Source organism: Caballeronia sp. ATUFL_F2_KS9A, assembly GCF_023630765.1.
Classification (GTDB): Bacteria; Pseudomonadota; Gammaproteobacteria; order Burkholderiales; family Burkholderiaceae; genus Caballeronia; species Caballeronia zhejiangensis.
Genome location: NZ_JALQEK010000056.1, coordinates 48,971 through 64,868, shown reverse-complemented (window position 1 = coordinate 64,868; position 15,898 = coordinate 48,971). Strand labels below are relative to the sequence as shown.

The 15,898-nt window shown below is 64.8% G+C and carries 15 protein-coding genes and 1 tRNA gene; 7 read left to right on the top strand and 9 right to left on the bottom strand.

The genetic code is table 11. From position 1 onward, the window contains the following. Window positions 1-240 precede the first annotated feature (240 nt). Entirely contained in the window at window positions 241-1,149 is a 909-nt protein-coding gene (locus tag NCS67_RS31305; protein WP_175982147.1) for a LysR substrate-binding domain-containing protein, read from the bottom strand. 102 nt (window positions 1,150-1,251) lie between these two features. On the opposite strand from NCS67_RS31305, the gene NCS67_RS31300 reads away from it, so the two are divergent. Genes NCS67_RS31300 through NCS67_RS31285 form a run of 4 tightly spaced genes read left to right on the top strand, consistent with a single transcriptional unit; the run spans window position 1,252 to window position 4,979 of the window. Next, window positions 1,252-2,376: an NAD(P)/FAD-dependent oxidoreductase gene (locus NCS67_RS31300; protein WP_250437887.1), complete on the top strand. Its 1,125-nt coding sequence runs from the start codon at window positions 1,252-1,254 to the stop codon at window positions 2,374-2,376. 2 nt (window positions 2,377-2,378) lie between these two features. Continuing rightward, window positions 2,379-2,681, top strand: coding sequence for a (2Fe-2S)-binding protein (locus tag NCS67_RS31295; protein WP_250437886.1), 303 nt, complete (start codon window positions 2,379-2,381; stop codon window positions 2,679-2,681). Next, a complete protein-coding gene (locus NCS67_RS31290) occupies window positions 2,678-4,138 on the top strand; it encodes an NAD(P)/FAD-dependent oxidoreductase (RefSeq protein ID WP_250437885.1) in 1,461 nt (486 codons plus the stop codon). The genes NCS67_RS31295 and NCS67_RS31290 overlap by 4 nt, the downstream gene beginning before the upstream one ends. Before the next feature lie 46 nt (window positions 4,139-4,184). Next, window positions 4,185-4,979, top strand: coding sequence for an ABC transporter substrate-binding protein (locus tag NCS67_RS31285; protein WP_175982149.1), 795 nt, complete (start codon window positions 4,185-4,187; stop codon window positions 4,977-4,979). Window positions 4,980-5,159: 180 nt separating this feature from the next. Here NCS67_RS31285 and NCS67_RS31280 read toward each other — a convergent pair whose 3' ends face one another. Together NCS67_RS31280 and NCS67_RS31275 are read right to left on the bottom strand one after the other, a co-directional pair. After that, the gene (locus NCS67_RS31280) at window positions 5,160-7,256 is read right to left on the bottom strand and encodes a hypothetical protein (RefSeq protein ID WP_502801891.1); all 2,097 of its coding nucleotides are present in this window, start codon (window positions 7,254-7,256) and stop codon (window positions 5,160-5,162) included. A gap of 278 nt (window positions 7,257-7,534) precedes the next feature. Continuing rightward, the gene (locus NCS67_RS31275) at window positions 7,535-8,911 is read right to left on the bottom strand and encodes a DEAD/DEAH box helicase (RefSeq protein WP_175982151.1); all 1,377 of its coding nucleotides are present in this window, start codon (window positions 8,909-8,911) and stop codon (window positions 7,535-7,537) included. A 267-nt stretch (window positions 8,912-9,178) separates the two neighbouring features. Here NCS67_RS31275 and NCS67_RS31270 point away from each other — a divergent pair, with 267 nt between their 5' ends. Continuing rightward, on the top strand, window positions 9,179-10,678 hold the full coding sequence (locus tag NCS67_RS31270) for an argininosuccinate lyase (RefSeq protein WP_250437883.1): 1,500 nt from the start codon (window positions 9,179-9,181) through the stop codon (window positions 10,676-10,678). A gap of 46 nt (window positions 10,679-10,724) precedes the next feature. Here the strand turns inward: NCS67_RS31270 and NCS67_RS31265 are convergent, their stop codons facing one another. The 5 genes from NCS67_RS31265 to NCS67_RS31245 form a co-directional block, all read right to left on the bottom strand. Next, complete coding sequence (locus tag NCS67_RS31265; RefSeq protein WP_008345652.1) at window positions 10,725-11,942, bottom strand: GGDEF domain-containing protein; 1,218 nt, start codon at window positions 11,940-11,942, stop codon at window positions 10,725-10,727. 104 nt (window positions 11,943-12,046) lie between these two features. Next, window positions 12,047-12,286, bottom strand: coding sequence for a DUF3072 domain-containing protein (locus NCS67_RS31260; RefSeq protein WP_008345654.1), 240 nt, complete (start codon window positions 12,284-12,286; stop codon window positions 12,047-12,049). A gap of 81 nt (window positions 12,287-12,367) precedes the next feature. After that, window positions 12,368-12,440: transfer RNA gene (locus NCS67_RS31255), tRNA-Lys, on the bottom strand. Window positions 12,441-12,629: 189 nt separating this feature from the next. Next, window positions 12,630-13,037: an Hsp20/alpha crystallin family protein gene (locus NCS67_RS31250; protein ID WP_008345656.1), complete on the bottom strand. Its 408-nt coding sequence runs from the start codon at window positions 13,035-13,037 to the stop codon at window positions 12,630-12,632. A gap of 28 nt (window positions 13,038-13,065) precedes the next feature. Then, window positions 13,066-13,506, bottom strand: coding sequence for an Hsp20/alpha crystallin family protein (locus NCS67_RS31245; RefSeq protein WP_250437882.1), 441 nt, complete (start codon window positions 13,504-13,506; stop codon window positions 13,066-13,068). Between the two features lie 245 nt (window positions 13,507-13,751). Between NCS67_RS31245 and NCS67_RS31240 the strand changes: the two genes are divergently transcribed. Beyond that, a complete protein-coding gene (locus tag NCS67_RS31240) occupies window positions 13,752-14,135 on the top strand; it encodes a hypothetical protein (protein ID WP_033535688.1) in 384 nt (127 codons plus the stop codon). Between the two features lie 122 nt (window positions 14,136-14,257). Here NCS67_RS31240 and NCS67_RS31235 read toward each other — a convergent pair whose 3' ends face one another. Then, the gene (locus NCS67_RS31235) at window positions 14,258-14,887 is read right to left on the bottom strand and encodes a CGNR zinc finger domain-containing protein (RefSeq protein WP_250437881.1); all 630 of its coding nucleotides are present in this window, start codon (window positions 14,885-14,887) and stop codon (window positions 14,258-14,260) included. Window positions 14,888-15,031: 144 nt separating this feature from the next. On the opposite strand from NCS67_RS31235, the gene NCS67_RS31230 reads away from it, so the two are divergent. After that, on the top strand, window positions 15,032-15,886 hold the full coding sequence (locus NCS67_RS31230) for an alpha/beta fold hydrolase (protein ID WP_034471088.1): 855 nt from the start codon (window positions 15,032-15,034) through the stop codon (window positions 15,884-15,886). Window positions 15,887-15,898 lie beyond the last annotated feature (12 nt).

Sequence of the window (15,898 nt, the reverse complement as noted above, 5' to 3'; positions counted from 1 at the left end):
TGCGGCTCCGGGTTGTGTAGCCGCCAATAAGGCAAGGTCCGGGCCATATGGGCCGAAGCCCCGTCGGGCGGGGCTTCGGGCGATTTTGCAAGACGTTGGAACGGCGGACCGTTAAGATTCTTGACGTTTCGATTCGCTACGGACGTCTTGGCGGCTGATGCGGCAGTCGCTGCACGGTGACGAGCGTGCGCTGGCCTCGACATCCATCACGGATGAAACCGGGGCGAGTTCCGCATGAAGTCAGACCTCAGCAACAACCCGTCCGAAGGCCTCCCGCACGGCGTCGCAAAACGCGTCGGCCACAACGGGAACGGGCCGGGAGGCATTCGTCACGATATAAAAATGATCGTGCACGGCAGGCGCGAAACGCTTCACCGCCACACGTTGCCGTGCGTAGGCCGCCGTCACCGGGTCGATGAGCGCGACTCCCGCTCGATTGGCGACCAGCGCCACGATCGCTTGCGATAACTGCGCCTCGATCACGAGATTGCGTGTCACGCCCGCTTCCACGAAGACGCGGTCGATCGCGGCGCGGGCGTCGAAGCTGTGCGGAAACGAAACGAAGGGCTCGCCGCGCAGGTCGTCGGGACTCAACGATGCACGGCGCGCCAGGCGATGCCCGCGCGGCACGATACATCGCATCACCGCGTTCGGAAGCCGCTCGCTCTTCACGGCCGGATGCGGGATAGCCTCGGCGGTCAGGCCCACGTCGCACTGGCCGGATGCAACCTTGTCGACCACCGTCGTCGCACTGTGCGCGAGCAGACTCACGTCGATGCCCGGATGCTGCTCGACGAAACGCGCGATCACCGCCGGCAGCAGATCGAGCGCGACGGCGGGCGACCCTGCCACGCGCAGCGAACCGCGTCGCATCGCGCGAATCTGGTGGGCCGCCTGCGTGATCCGGTCCAGTCCGACGAACGCGCGCTCCACTTCCTCGAACAGCACGCGCGCTTCGGCCGTGGGCGCAAGCCTCCCCTGCTGCCGTTCGAACAGCACGAAGCCGACGCGGCTTTCGAGATCGGCGATAAGACGGCTCACCGCGGGCTGCGAGATATGCAGCGACTCGGCGGCGCGCGTGACGGTGTGTCGAAGCATGACCGCGCGAAACGCTTCGATCTGCCGGATTTTGAGCTCGGACATTTCCATAACATTGAATTATAGATGACCGATCATTCGGCATTTGACGGGCGTTTTTTAGCCGCCGAAAGTTGCGTCTCGATACATCAATGCAGGCACAAAGCGCAATTCATGCACGTCGATCTCGCCCATAACACATGCCGCCGGTTCGATCTCGTGGTCGCGGGCGGCGGACTCGTCGGCATGGCGATCGCCTACGGGCTCGCGCGTGCGGGCCAGCGCGTTGCCGTGTGCGACGGAGCCGACTCCGCGCATCGCGCGGCGCGCGGCAATTTCGGCCTTGTCTGGGTGCAGGGCAAAGGCGGACGATGCCTGCCGTATGCGCAATGGTCGCGCGAGTCGTCGGAGCGCTGGAGCGCTTTCGCCGCGCAATTGAAGCGCGAAACGGGCATCGACGCCGGATTCGAACGGCCCGGCGGCATAGAGTTGTGCGAGACGGCCGAGCAGCTCGAATCCGGCCGGCAGCTGCTCCAATCGATTCATGCGCAGGACGCATCGCTCGACTACGAAGTGCTCGACATCGACGCGCTCAAGGCGCGTGTGCCTTCGGCATCGGACGAACTTGCGGGCGCGCTCTATTCGCCGCACGATGGCCACGCGAGCCCGCTCTACACGCTGCGCGCCATGCAGCAGGCCTTTGCGTCGCACGGCGGCACGTATCTTCCGCATAGCGAGGTGCGCGAGATTCGCCCTCGCGCGGGCCGCTTCGAGATCGACACGACGCACGGCATGCTGCAAGCCGGACGCGTCGTGCTCGCCGCGGGTCTCGACAACAAGCGCCTCGCGCCGATGGTCGGCATGAACGCGCCGATCACGCCTCTGCGCGGTCAGATCATGGTGACCGAGCGGCTCGCGCCGTTTCTCGACTATCCGACGCTGGTCGTGCGGCAGACGCGCGAAGGCTCCGTGCTCCTCGGCGACTCCGCCGAGCAGGTCGGCTTCGACGACGGCCAGACACGCGCCGTCATGGCCGATATCGCCCGGCGCGCACGCACCGCGTTTCCGGCACTCGCGCATGCGCGCATCGTGCGGGCATGGGGCGCGTTGCGCATCATGACGCCGGACGGACTGCCGGTCTACGAGGAATCGGCGGCGCATCCCGGCGCGTTCCTCGCCATTTGTCATAGCGGCGTGACGCTCGCCGCCGCGCACGCGGACGTCATCGCACCGTGGATCGCGGGCGGCGCACGGCCCGCGATTCTTCATCCTTTCGTCGCCACGCGCTTTTCGAATTAGACATGCCCACGCACTTCGAATCCCTCGCCACGCTGTCGACGCCGCTGGTGTGCATCGACATCGACGGCGCGCATCGGCAGGTGCCGACGCATTACACGGTCGCGGCGGCGCTGCTGGAAAGCGGCACGCTGGCGTGCCGGAACACGCCGGTCAGCGGCGCACCGCGCGGACCGTTCTGCATGATGGGCGTGTGCTTCGACTGTCTGGTCGAAATCGACGGCGTGCCGAACGTGCAGGCGTGCATGACGCGCGTGCGCGAAGGCATGCGTGTGCGTCCGATGCCCGGCAAGGCGAGACTCGCATGACACGGCATCCGGCACAGTCGAAGTGCGATCTGCTGATCATCGGCGCCGGGCCTGCGGGCATGTCGGCGGCGATCGTCGCGCGCCGCGCGGGCCTCGAGGTGTTAGTCGCGGACGAAGGCGAAGCGCCCGGCGGACAGATCTATCGCAACGCGTCGCGGTCTCCGCTCGCGGATGCATCCGTGCTCGGCGACGACTATCTCGCCGGACGCGCGCTGATCGACGCTTTCGAGGCCAGCGGCGCGACCCATCTCGCGCGCTGCGTCGTATGGCAGATCGAGTCCGGAAACGGCCGCGCCGTCGCCATGCTCACGCGCCGCGCGCACGACGGCGAGCCCGGCGGCACGCTCGACGTTTCGGCGCGCGCGGTGCTCGTCGCGACCGGCGCGCAGGAGCGTCCGTGGCCCGTGCGCGGCTGGACCTTGCCGGGCGTGATGGGCGTCGGCGCGGCGCAGACGCTGCTGAAGTCGTCCGGATTGGCGCCCTCGCAAGACGCCGTGCTCGCCGGCTGCGGACCGCTCTTGTGGCTGTTCGCATCGCAATTGCTGAATGCGGGACGCCGTGTGCGGGCCATCATCGACACGACACCGCGCGATGCCTGGCGCGCCGCGCTGCCTCATGCGCTCCCCGCACTCGCCGGCGCCGACTATCTGCTCAAGGGTCTGCGCATGATGCGCGCGGTCAAGCGCGCGGGCATCCCGGTGCATCGCCGTGCTGGCGCTTTTTCGATCGAAGGCGAAGGACGGGCCGAACGCGTGCGTTTCGTCGATGAACAAGGCGCGTCCCGATCGATCGGCACGTCGCTCGTGCTGCTGCATCAGGGCGTGATTCCGTCGACGCAACTGTCGCGCGCGCTCGCTTGCGAGCACGAATGGGATGCGCCGTCGGCCTGCTGGCGGCCTCGCACCGATGCGCGCGGGCGCAGCAGCGTGAAGAACGTGTGGATCGCGGGCGATGGCGCGGGCATCGGCGGGGCGAAGGCCGCCGCGCACGCGGGCACGCTTGCGGCGCTCGATATCGCGCGCGAACTCGGCGCGCTCGATGCGCCAGCCCGCGATGCACGCAGCCGTCCTGCGCGGCTTGCGATGAAACGCCATCTCGCCGTGCGTCCGCTGCTCGATGCGCTCTACGCGCCGCCCGCCGCGCTGCGCCGTCCCGCCGACGACGTAATCGTGTGCCGGTGCGAGGAAGTCACCGCGGGCGAGATTCGCGCGATCGCGGCGTTGGGCTGCCAGGGACCCAATCAGATGAAGGCATTCTCACGCTGCGGCATGGGCCCGTGTCAGGGCCGATGGTGCGGCACGACGGTCGGCGAACTGATCGCACAGGTGCAGGAGCGCGCGGTCGCCGATGTCGGTTACTACCGCATCCGCGCGCCGATCAAGCCGGTCACGGTCGATGAAATCGCCGAGTCCATCGCGCTCGACGACGACTTCGCACGCGGCGAATTTCCCAGTTGAATCCATCCACGACAGACGAAACGACACCCCACACACGGAGCCCCCAATGAAGACCACCCGCGCAAAGACGATGTTGACCGCCGCCGCGCTCGCCCTGATGGCCGTCAGCACGATGGCATCGGCCAAGGAATGGAGCACGATCCGCGTCGGCGTCGACCCGACCTATCCGCCGTTCGAATCGGTCGCGAAGGACGGTCAGGTCGTGGGCTTCGACGTCGACCTCGGCAATGCACTGTGCGCGAAACTCAAGGCGAAGTGCGTCTGGGTGCAAAGCAGCTTCGACGGCCTGATCCCCGGCCTGCAGGCGCGCAAGTTCGACGTGATCCTGTCATCGATGGCAGCGAACGCGAAGCGCCGCGAGCAGATCGATTTCACGGACCGGCTGTACCGCAACCAGACGCGCCTCATCGCCAAGGAGAGCGCGCATCTGCTGCCCGACGCGTCGAAGCTCGCGGGCAAGCGGGTGGCCGTCGAACAAGGCACGGTGCAGGAAACCTATGCGCGGGAAAAGTGGGCATCGTCCGGCGTCGAAGTGGTCGCGTATCCGAGCTACGACCAGGCGTATGCCGATCTGACGGCGGGCCGCGTCGATGCGGTGCTGATGGATGCCGTGCAGGGCAAGCTGGGTTTTCTGGCGACGCCCGCGGGCAAGGGTTTCGCATTCGCGGGCGATGTGGTCTATGACGCGAAGATCATGGGCGACGGCGACGCCGCCGGCGTGCGCAAATCGGATCCGGAACTGCGTGAGGCGTTGAATGGCGCCCTCGCCGAAATGCTGCGCGACGGAACCTATCGCAAGATTGAAGCACGGTACTTCGATTTCGACATGTACGGGAAGTAATGTCCGTAGCTTGGCGCGTACACAGGGTCGCTCGTGAGGGCGGCCTCGAACACACGCTACCCGGCCGCGGCGGCGTCCTCGCCTATTCGAAGCGGCGCGGCCAAAAACGTCCAGCAGTGCGCCGAAGAGGCGACTGTCCGTGGTCTTGCCGCGCCGTTGCTTGACGGCTTTTACGCCGCTTTATTTAGCGATGCCCACGCGTTCGCAGTCCGCGATCGCGCCGTTGCTGCCTTGCGTGTACTGCAGCGTGTAGCCGTTCTTGAGACCGCGATTGGACGCCAGCACGATCTGGCCGAGCGTGGTCGTCGTGGCCGCGCGCGTCGAACGTTGCTCGATGATCAGATCGGCGAGTTCGGGGTTCGCGCGCGCCGCGTCCGCATCGATGATGCGTCGCGCGTTCGACACGCTGCCGCGATACCAGCCGTAGAACGGGCGATACGCCGGACCCGCGTAATGGCTGTCGATGATCATGTACGGATCGAGACGCTTCAGCGCGGCCTCGACGTCGTCGTCGTTGAGGATGTACGCTAGATCGCCGCCCAGACGCGAACCCGGCTCGCCGATGTGCGCCGGATCGTAGCGCCAGCCGTCCGGCCCGTTGCGCAACTGCGACCACGTCTTGCCCGTCCACGTGACGACGTGCGACAACGCGATCGTCGACGTCGCCGTTTCGGGCACCGTCACGCCGTTGACCTTCTTCGGCGCCTGCGTGATATAGAGCAGATCGCCCGGCAACAGCAGCTTCGACGTCGCATCGAAATTGCCGTGGTTGATGTCGAGCAACACGCCCATTTGCTTGACGCCCGCCCATTTCGGCGTCGTCGTGGCGCCCGCGGGCGTCATGCACGCCTGCGTCGTGATGCCGGTTTCGACTTCGCGATTGTCCGTGGTCAAGCCCGCGAAGTTGTAGACCCACGCGGTGAAGTCGGAGCAGTCGACGCCGTGCCACTGAATCTGCGCCGGCTCGAGCGCGGCCGCGTTCGTTTCGCCCTTGCGCTGCACGACCTGCGAGCCGTCGACGCCGCTGCGCTGCGCCGTGCACGTCATGCCGTACTTCTGCGCCGGATCGGTCTTTCCGCCCGACGTGCTGCCCTTGGACGAGTTGCGATATTTCGGATCGGCGTCCGACGAATCGTCAAACGGCAGCCAGCCCGGAATATGGTGGTGGCAATAGTTGATGTTCTGATCGACCCAGTAATTCTCGACCGCGATCACCAGTTCACGCTGGAACGTGCCGATATCCGCGCACCCGGCGGGCGCCTGGATCGCGCCGTACTGGCCGGCGAGCGGCCCCCAGCTGCTCGGCGTCTTGAGCGTCGACCAGTTGGTCTTCGTCAGCTTGCCGGTGAGCTTCGCCTGCACGTCGTTTCGGCGGCCATCGAAGAGCGCGAGGTTATCGGTCAGAAGCGCGACGCGGTCGCCGCACGTGCTCGCGCTGCCCTTCGCGGTCTGCACCGCGCCTGGCATCACCGGCTCGATCTGTGCGACCGACGTGATGCCCGAGCGGTTGCGCGGATTCGACATATACGTCGCCGCGCCCGTCGTGATCGAGCAGTTGCCGCCGCCCGGCGCGCTCACCGTGCCGTCTTCCGCGATGTTGCCCGCGCCCGCGTGACACGACGTCAGCGTGTCGCCGTTGGCCGCCTGCGCGACGATGTCCTGCGTGCTCGCCTCGATGCTGCTGCCGTCGGCCGTGCGGCTTTCGGACTCCGCGCCGAGGGCGAGCGCCATCTTCGCGCCGTCCGTGACCGTCGACGCCGTGCCGGCCGCGACGAGTGCCGGCATGGTTTGCTGCACGTCGATATCGCCGGCGAACGCGTTCACGCGCGACATAGCCGCCGCGATATTGCCCGCGATAAGACCGCCCGCGGCGCGCGCATCGGCGACGATCGCGTTCGAATACGCGGAGACGACCATCTGCGAGGGCGCGCTCAGATAGACCGCGGCGAGTTCGCCGGTGAGCGTCGTCGCCGTGCCGTTCGCTTCTTCCTCGAAGCTGCCGCCCTTCACGCGCACGAGCAGCGGATAGCGCAGCGTGCCCGTCAGCTTGAACGTGCCGTCGCTGCCGGTCGTGGCGATGGCGGAAGCCTTGTCGGCGACGGTGCCGTCGGCCGCGATCTCGTGCACGGTCACCGATGCGTTCGCGACCGGGCCCATGTATACGCCGCCCGACGTCGACGGAGTCGATCCGCCGCACGCGGACAGACACAGGGAAAACGCCGCGCTCGCCGCGGCGGTAAAAGGAATGGGCTTCACGATGACCTTACCGATAAGGATGCGGGCGCGGCGATGAACCGCGCTTGATGTGTCCGATGCGGCTTTCGGGAAGCCGACCATCGACGTCATCAGCGTAAGGCAAGCGTCAGCACCGCGATCCGGCGATCAGACTCGAAAACGGCCGGTTGTTCAGCGGATTCGAAAGGCTAAAGAAGAGCGGATCGTGGCCGCGCGGCGCATCCGTGACGTCACGCTCGACCGCCGTGCCATGACAGGGTCTCGCTGATTGCTCTCGGCCACTAGCGGTCGTTTATCGCCACGCTGAGGTTCAGACCGGATCAGGGTCGCCGTTTGCTTCGCCCATCAGCGGATTTACCAGCGGGCTTGCGCGACCCCGCCGCTGGCTTGCCGGCGGATTTGCCGCGTGGCTTCTGCACGCCGAAAGGATTGCTGCCAGGCGAGATCATGCCTTTGTCCGCGTCCGCAACGCGGGACGTCGCGGCCGGCGCGACTTTGGGCTTCTTCGGCTTTTTGGGTTTCTTGATGATCTGGCCCGTCGCGCTGGTTTGCGGCACGCGGTGTTCGGCCTCGAAACCCGGCTCTTCTTCACGCGGCAGCGTTTGCCGGATCAGCGCTTCGATCGCGGCCAGTTGCGGCGCTTCATCGGCACACACCAAGGACACCGCCACACCGCTGGCGCCCGCGCGTCCGGTACGGCCAATACGGTGCACATAGTCCTGCGCGACGATCGGCAGATCGACGTTGATCACCAGCGGCAAGTCATCGATATCCAGCCCGCGCGCGGCTACGTCGGTGGCGACCAGCATGCTCACTTCGCCCGTCTTGAAGCGCTCGAGCGCACGCAAGCGCGCGGGTTGCGGCTTGTCGCCGTGAATGGTGTCGACGGCGTATCCCGCTTCATCCAGCATCGCCGCCAGATAATCCACGCCATTGCGGGTTTTGACGAACACCAGCGCGTGTTCCCAGTTGTTCTCGGCCACGAGATGCATGAAGAGATCAGGCTTGTTTCTCTTGTCCACCGGCACGACCCACTGCCTGATCTTGCTGGCCGTCGCATTGGGCGGACTGACGCTGATATTGACCGGCCCGCGCAGAATGCCCGCCGCCATCGCGCGGATATCGTCGGTGAAGGTGGCGGAGAACAGCAGCGTCTGGCGCTCGGTCGGCAACGCCGCAAAGACAGCGTTCAGTTCGCGCGCAAAGCCGAGATCGAGCATGCGGTCGGCTTCGTCCAGCACGAGCGTCTGCACTTGATCGAACTGCACCGCGTTCTGCCGATTGAGATCCAGCAAACGGCCCGGCGTGGCGACGAGCACATCGACGCCCTTGCGCAACTTCATCATCTGCGGATTGATGCTCACACCGCCGTAGGCGGCCAGATATCGCAAGTCGAGGCCTTTGCCGTATTCGATGAAGCTCTGCAGCACCTGTTCTGCCAGCTCACGCGTAGGCACCAGCACCAGAACGCGCGCCCGGTTGCTGGACACCGGCGGACCGTGCTGCACCAGCCGTTGCAACAGCGGCAGCGCAAAACCCGCCGTCTTGCCAGTGCCGGTCTGCGCCGCAGCCATGACGTCCTTGCCGCCGAGCACGGCAGGAATCGCCTTCGCCTGCACCGGCGTAGGTGTCCGATATTCGAGGTCCTGCAGATTACGTAATAACGGACCGATCAGGCCAAGCGAGGCGAAGGACATGCACGTATTCCGGGCTAAAACCGCAATTTTAGCTTTACGAAGCGCGCATCGGCGGCGCGCGCCATCGAAAGCGGCGCGAAAGCTCGGGTTCCAGATTCGCATCGATGAACCCGCCGCGCTTGCGAGATCGAGGAGACACCGCGATGACCCGCTTCATCGATTGCGATGATGGATGAAAAGGCCCGCGTTTAGAATGCGCTCTTCGCTATCGGCGCAACGGCTATTCGAACAAACGCTGTCACTGCAGCGACAAGGACAATCGAGACCGTGCTCAGAAAGAAGGTAATTCCGCTCGCTTTCGCGATTCTTCTCCATGCGTTGCCCGCGAGCGCCCAGCAGACGACGAACCGCGACGAGTTTTACTGGCTCGGCGAAATCAACAAGGCTACCGCGGTCATCAATGGTCAGGAAGGGTTGCTGGACAAGGCGTTGGTGCCCGGCATCGCGGCAGGCCTCGCCAAAGTGATTCACGACGGCAATCAACCTGGCGGCAAGCGCCCTTCCACCGTCATCACATTCGAGCTGCTGCTGATTCAAGCCGCAGGAATGGATGCGACGCTGCTGCACGCCGGGCGCTCCAGCCAGGACATGCATGCCACGTATCGCGCCGCCATCTTGCGCGACGATATGCTGCGCCTCGCCGAACAGTTGAACAAGACATCCGCGACGCTCGTGACGCTGGCGCAAAAGCACGAGCGCACCATCGTGCCGAATTACACCAATGGCGTCGCCGCCCAGCCGAACAGCTACGGGCATTATCTGCTCGGTTACGCTGCCGCCCTCGATCGCGACGCGCAGCGCATCCGCGAAGCGTACGCACGCATCGATCTGTGCCCGATGGGAACCACGGTGCTGAACGGCACGAGCTGGCCGCTGGACCGCGTTCGCATGGCGCAATATCTGGGCTTCGCCGACATCGTCGACAACGCCTACGACGCGCATCAGATCGCCGCGGTCGATCATCCGGTAGAAGTCGGCTCGATCGTGACGAGCATCGCGCTTCATGCGGGCAGTTTCATCGAGGACGTCATGACGCAATATGCGCAGCCGCGTCCGTGGATTCTGCTTCAGGAAGGCGGCAACAACACCTACGTTTCCAGCGCGATGCCTCAGAAGCGCAATCCGGGCCTGCTGAATTCGACACGCGCGGATGCATCGACTGCCATCACGCTCGCGATGGGACCGGTCATTCGCGCACACAATCTGCCGCCCGGCATGCCGGACGCGAAGGAAGTCAGGGACAACAAGGAAATGGTGAACAGCGCTATCACCGTCCTGCGCAAATGGGACGACATTCTCAAGGCTTTGGTGATCGATCAGGGCCGGGCGCTGGAGGAACTGAACAGCGACTGGACCGCATCGCAGGAAGTCGCCGACGTGCTGATGCGCAAATACAAGCTGCCTTTCCGATTGGGCCACCACTTCGCGTCGGAGGTCGTGGAATACGCGCGAGCGAACGATATCAAGCCCAGCGATTTCCCCTACGATCAGGCGCAGCGCATCTACGCCGAAACGACCAAAGGCTACGGCAACGGCGTGCTGCCGATGAGCGAAGAGGAATTTCGTTCGACGCTGAATCCGGCGGCTATCGTCGATAACCGGCGTACCGTCGGCGGGCCTCAACCGGCCGAGATGGCACGCATGCTGACTGCGGCAAGAGCGAAGATCGCGCAGCAGGACGCATGGGTGGCCGAGAAGCGCAAGACGATCGATTCATCGTTGGCCGGACTCGATCGTGACTTCGACAAGCTCTTGAGCAGCCGGTGATCGTCCGGGTGTCGCAACGGGCTGCTCGACCCAGGCGAATGAACGCTCAGAGTGCCGTCAGACGGCGGTCCGGCGCATCGTCGAGATTCGCGCGGGCCGTCGCGGCTCGCGCGATTTCAAGCCGGTTGCCGCCGCGCGATTTTGCGCTGTAGAGCGCGCGATCCGCGGCAGCGAGCACTTTTTCCAGCGTGTCTTCATCGGTGCCGATGCGCGCCATGCCGATACTCACCGTCGCCTCGATCTCCACGCCGCCCGCCGTGCGCGTGACGGTCTGCGCGAAGCGGCGAACGACGGCTTCGGCCAGGTCTTTCGCGCGGGCGCTTTCGTGCCCCGGCAACAGCGCGGCAAACTCTTCGCCGCCGATGCGCGCCAGGATCACATCGCGTCCGAGCACGCTGCGCAGAATCTTCGCGAACGACTTCAGTACGTCATCGCCGGCTTCGTGGCCGAAGCGGTCATTGATCGCCTTGAAGCGGTCGAGGTCGAGCGCGAGACACGACGCCGGCGGAAAGGCGTCGCTTTCGCGGATGACGCGTGCGCCTTCTTCGAAGAACCATCGGCGGTTGCCGAGACCCGTGAGGTAATCGGTCTGCGATTCGCGTCGCAGATCGGCGTGGGCTTCGTCGCGCGCCAGGCGCAGGAGCGTCATCGGCAGAACGACGGAATAGAGCACGCCTTCATACATCGTCGCCTGACCGGCGATCGCCAGCAACTGCGGTCCGAACGACGCCGCCAGCCACGGCAGAATCGCGGCCCTGAATGCGTAGAAGAGCGCGTGGCCGCCCGTGACGGCCACGGCGATGTTGCGCGACTGCTTCCATTTCGAATCCCGCGTGCCGAGGAGTTCGCGCGCAGTCAGACCGCACACCACGGCAATGGGAATGGCGCTGATGTACGCCCACATGACCGCTTCGCCGCGCTTGCCCGCGATGGCCCAGGCGAGCGCGAGCATCGACAGGATGCCGACGGCGAACCGGCCGTAGCGGCGTCCGTTCAGGAGCGCGACGCCTTGCAGATTGAGCAGATACCCGCCGACGATGATGAGATTCGACACCGCGGCCCCCACGACGCCGGGGAGGCCGGGCACGCCGTGCCGCATCGACGCGGCGGCGCAGCCGAGCGCGAGCGTCGCATAACCGGCCGCGAGCACGCCGAGTTCGCGCCTGCGCCGCGGATACGACCGGCGCTCCCAGAGCGTCAGCGCGCTGCTGGCGAGGAGCGTTCCTATCGCTAACAGGTAAAGGGTGATGAGGTCGACACGCATGCGCTCGTTAAGCCTTCTTCCGGCCGAAGACGATCTGACATGACTCGTTTACGGCTGCAGAATCGGAAAATTTAGGCACGCGTGCCGGATTCGGACGCTTGCCGTCAGCCTGATTTACCGCGCCCCGTCTTTTGCTGAAGTTCGTCGATGCGGCGGGACGCGTCGGCTTTCGTCAGGGTTTCGTCGAAAGGCTCCTTGGCTTCTTCGCAGAGCGTTTTGAGGTAAGACGCCTGCGCGCCGGTCATCGGCTCATCGCCTGTGGTCCAGTCGGCGGGGTCTTTTTCCGCGTTCGACGTCGGGTGCGATTTGGGGTTGTCTTGCGGATCGGCGGATTTCTGGGTCATGCTGGGATCTCCTTGCAATGCCCCTTGCTGCGCAAAGAATGTGCCCTGGCTGGGCGAAAGCCCCGACGTGTGATGCCGATATGGGCCGTACTGGATTCGAACCAGTGACCAACGGATTAAAAGTCCGCTGCTCTACCAACTGAGCTAACGGCCCGGCCCGCCCGATCTCCGCGCGCCACAGAGGCGCTTCTTGGGTGCCTGCCCTGGCCGATGGCCGGCAATCGCGTGTATGTCCGCGCGAGCGCTCCTTGATGACGGTGCGCATCCGGGTCTGCGCAGTCGGAGGGTAGCGGCAGACGGCCGCCACCCACGTTCTCCTGTCGTTGCTGCCCGCCCGCCGGCCTCAGTTCGTACGCACTTCGATTCGGCGCGGCCGGGCTTCGTCGCGGCGCGGTATCGTCAGCTTCAGCACGCCGTTCTTCAGGTTCGCATCGATTTTCGATGCGTCGAAGTCAGCCCCCAGCGAGAACGCCCGCGCGAAATGAGGCTGGCGGATCTCCGCATGCTGCAGGCGCAGTCCTGCCGGCGTGGGCACCACCGCCTCGGCCTCGATGTACAGGTTGCCGTCGTGGACCTTCACATCGAGCCGGTCCTTCGTCACGCCGGGCAGATCCGCCCACAGAGTGACGCCCTGGCTATCCTCGAAGACGTCGACGGGCGGCGCCAGCGTGATCCGGCGTGGCGACTGCTCGTCGTCGCGCCGAGCCACCGTCGTGTCGTCTTTCCTGGCAAGTTTGGTCGTGTCGTTCATGATGTCCTCCTACGTTCTGCGACGCGTTTCATTGAACCGTGATGGCGCGCGGCTTCGACGTCTCCCGCTTGCCGATGCTCACGGTCAGGCAGCCATTGGTGTACTGCGCCGTGACCTTGTCGGGGTCCGCGTGCTGCGGCAGCTCGATGACGCGCCGGAAAGCGCCGACGAACCGCTCCTGCGCATAGGTACGGGTGTCGTCGCCGGCTTCCGGCTGTACGCTCCCGCGCTCGCCGCTGATGGTCAGCAGCCCCTTGTCGATCGATACATCGAGGCTGGCCGGATCGACACCCGGCGCGAACGCGACGATCTCGATCGAGTCGTCGGTCGAACCGATGTTGACCTGCGGGAAGGCGCCCGAGCGCCCGGAACGGATGCTGGAGGGGAAACCGCCGAAGAGGCTCGCCATCTGCTGTTGCAGACGGTCGAACTCGCTGAAGAGGTCGGTCCCGAAGTAGAGATCGCTCATGGTCATTTCCTCCTTGAAACCAGCAGGAAGACGAACCGGCCTACGCGCTCCAGTTCGTCTGCCATGCTGCGGGCAAACAAATCGAAACACGCAGCGCGCCGGACTGCTGGCGCGACTGCCTGAGCGGAATTCAAGATAGGATCCCGAGCGGAAATTTCAAGGGGATTTTTGCGACTTTCCGCTCTTGAATTGGAATGCCCGCACCCTATCTTCACGACGCTTCCGACGGACCATGCGAGGACATCATGGAATTCGAATACGATTGGCTGACCCTGGGCCGGCACCGAATCCGGCTGCGCTCGACAAGGGGTTTTCCGACCGAGACGATGCGTACGGCGGTCGAGGTCATCCGGCTGGCTATCGACAGCAACATGAGCGCGCGTGCGCGGCTCGTTGAAGTCGTCTTCCAGCAGGAATCTGCTTACGAGATTGCCGTCGGCACCACGTTCGCCGACGACCGGTTATGTGCGCCGCAACTGGAGGTGGCGATCGCGACGGTCCTCGGCCTGCAGCCCACGAAGATCAATATTTCCGTGACGGTGGTCACGCAGGAAGAGGTCGATCTGCACTTCGGAGTCTACGAGAGAATGCTGGCCGAAAAGCTCGGCGTGGTGCCGCCGATCCAGTGAACCGTCGCACGCCACACCAGAGCTCCAGACCTGCGGCGAACAATGAGTGCGCGACCTTGTCCCGGCGTCCGGTAACCTCGAGCAGGGGCCGGACCTTCGATCTCGCGTCACGCCATTAGAACTCAACCGCCCTTTCCTTCCCTGAGCCGCGCGCGATGCGCGGCGACTTTCGCGCGGTTCCCGCAACTGGCCATGCTGCACCAGCGGCGAGCGTGACCGCGCGTGTGATCGGCGAATAGCAGCGTGCATGTCGGACCTTCGCACGCTTTGACGTAGGTGAAATCCTCTTCGCAGACGAGTCTCGCGAGCGCCTCGACAATCGGCATCAGCAGCGACTCGGCCGTCGGATAGCGGCGCTGCATCGCGAATGCAAGCCCGCTCGACGCGCTTGCATCCGCGACGATCGCGCCGTGTTGTTCATCGCGCATCAGCACGGTGTTCAGCGCTTCCAGTTCGCGCAGGTCTTTAGCCGCGAGCGGCCGCCCCTTGTTCTTCTGCACGAACGATCTGAACCATTCGCGCAAGCCGCGCGCCTTCGCCGCGACCTCGTCGAGTTCGGCGGGTGCGATTTGCGAACGCATGTGCGCAAGCACGTCGGCGGGCACGAGCCTCGCCTGCTCGAGCCATGACAAAAAGCCTTCGCCGTCGGCGAGCCAGTCGACGGGTTCATCGACCGGCGTGGCAACCGAGTTGAGAAAGTCGAGGCCGGGCGCGTCAGCCACGAAGAATGCGGGAAGTGAGCGGTATTCCATTTCTTCGGTCCAGCGGTGTTTCTACGATGACTTCATCGTAACCGCTAAAAACGCACTTGACAAGTTACACAGTCGATAAGTAACCTTCATCGCAGACGTTTAACGGTTACACGAACGAACGCCCTCACTCGCGGAGAAACAACCATGTCCACCATTGCTCATCGCCATATCGACGTCGACGGTTTCAACGTGTTCTATCGCGAAGCCGGTCCGGCAGACGCGCCGAAGCTGCTCTTGCTGCATGGCTTTCCCAGTTCCAGCCACATGTTTCGCGACCTGATTCCGCTCCTGGCCGACCGCTTTCATATCGTCGCGCCCGATCTTCCCGGTTTCGGCCTCTCCGACATGCCGAGCCGCGACAGCTTCGCATACACGTTCGATAACATCGCCGGCGTGATCGACCGCTTCACGGAACGGGTCGGCTTCGATCGCTATGCGGTCTACGTCTTCGATTACGGTGCGCCGACCGGTTTCCGCCTCGCGCTGAAGCATCCGGAACGCATCGCGGCGATCGTTTCGCAGAACGGCAATGCCTATGAGGAAGGACTGAGCGACGGCTGGAGTCCGATCCGCGCGTATTGGCAGACGCCGACGCAGACGAATCGCGATGCGTTGCGCGCGATGCTCACGAAGGACACGACGAAGTGGCAATACACGCACGGCGTGCCCGATGCGTCGGCGGTTTCGCCCGATGGTTACTCGCTCGACGACTACTACCTGAACCGTCCCGGCGCGCACGAAGTGCAGCTCGATCTGTTCGCCGACTATCGCAACAACGTCGCGCTTTATCCGGCGTTTCAGGCGTATTTCCGCGAGCATCGGCCGAAGTTTCTCGCCGTGTGGGGTAAGAACGATCCGTTCTTCCTGCCGCCGGGCGCGGAAGCGTTCAAGCGCGACATCCCGAACGCGGACGTGCGCTTCTTCGATACGGGCCACTTCGCGCTCGAAACGCACGCGGCGCAGATCGCGGCGGCGATCAAGGAATTCCTCGCCGACTAATCACGGGTAAGC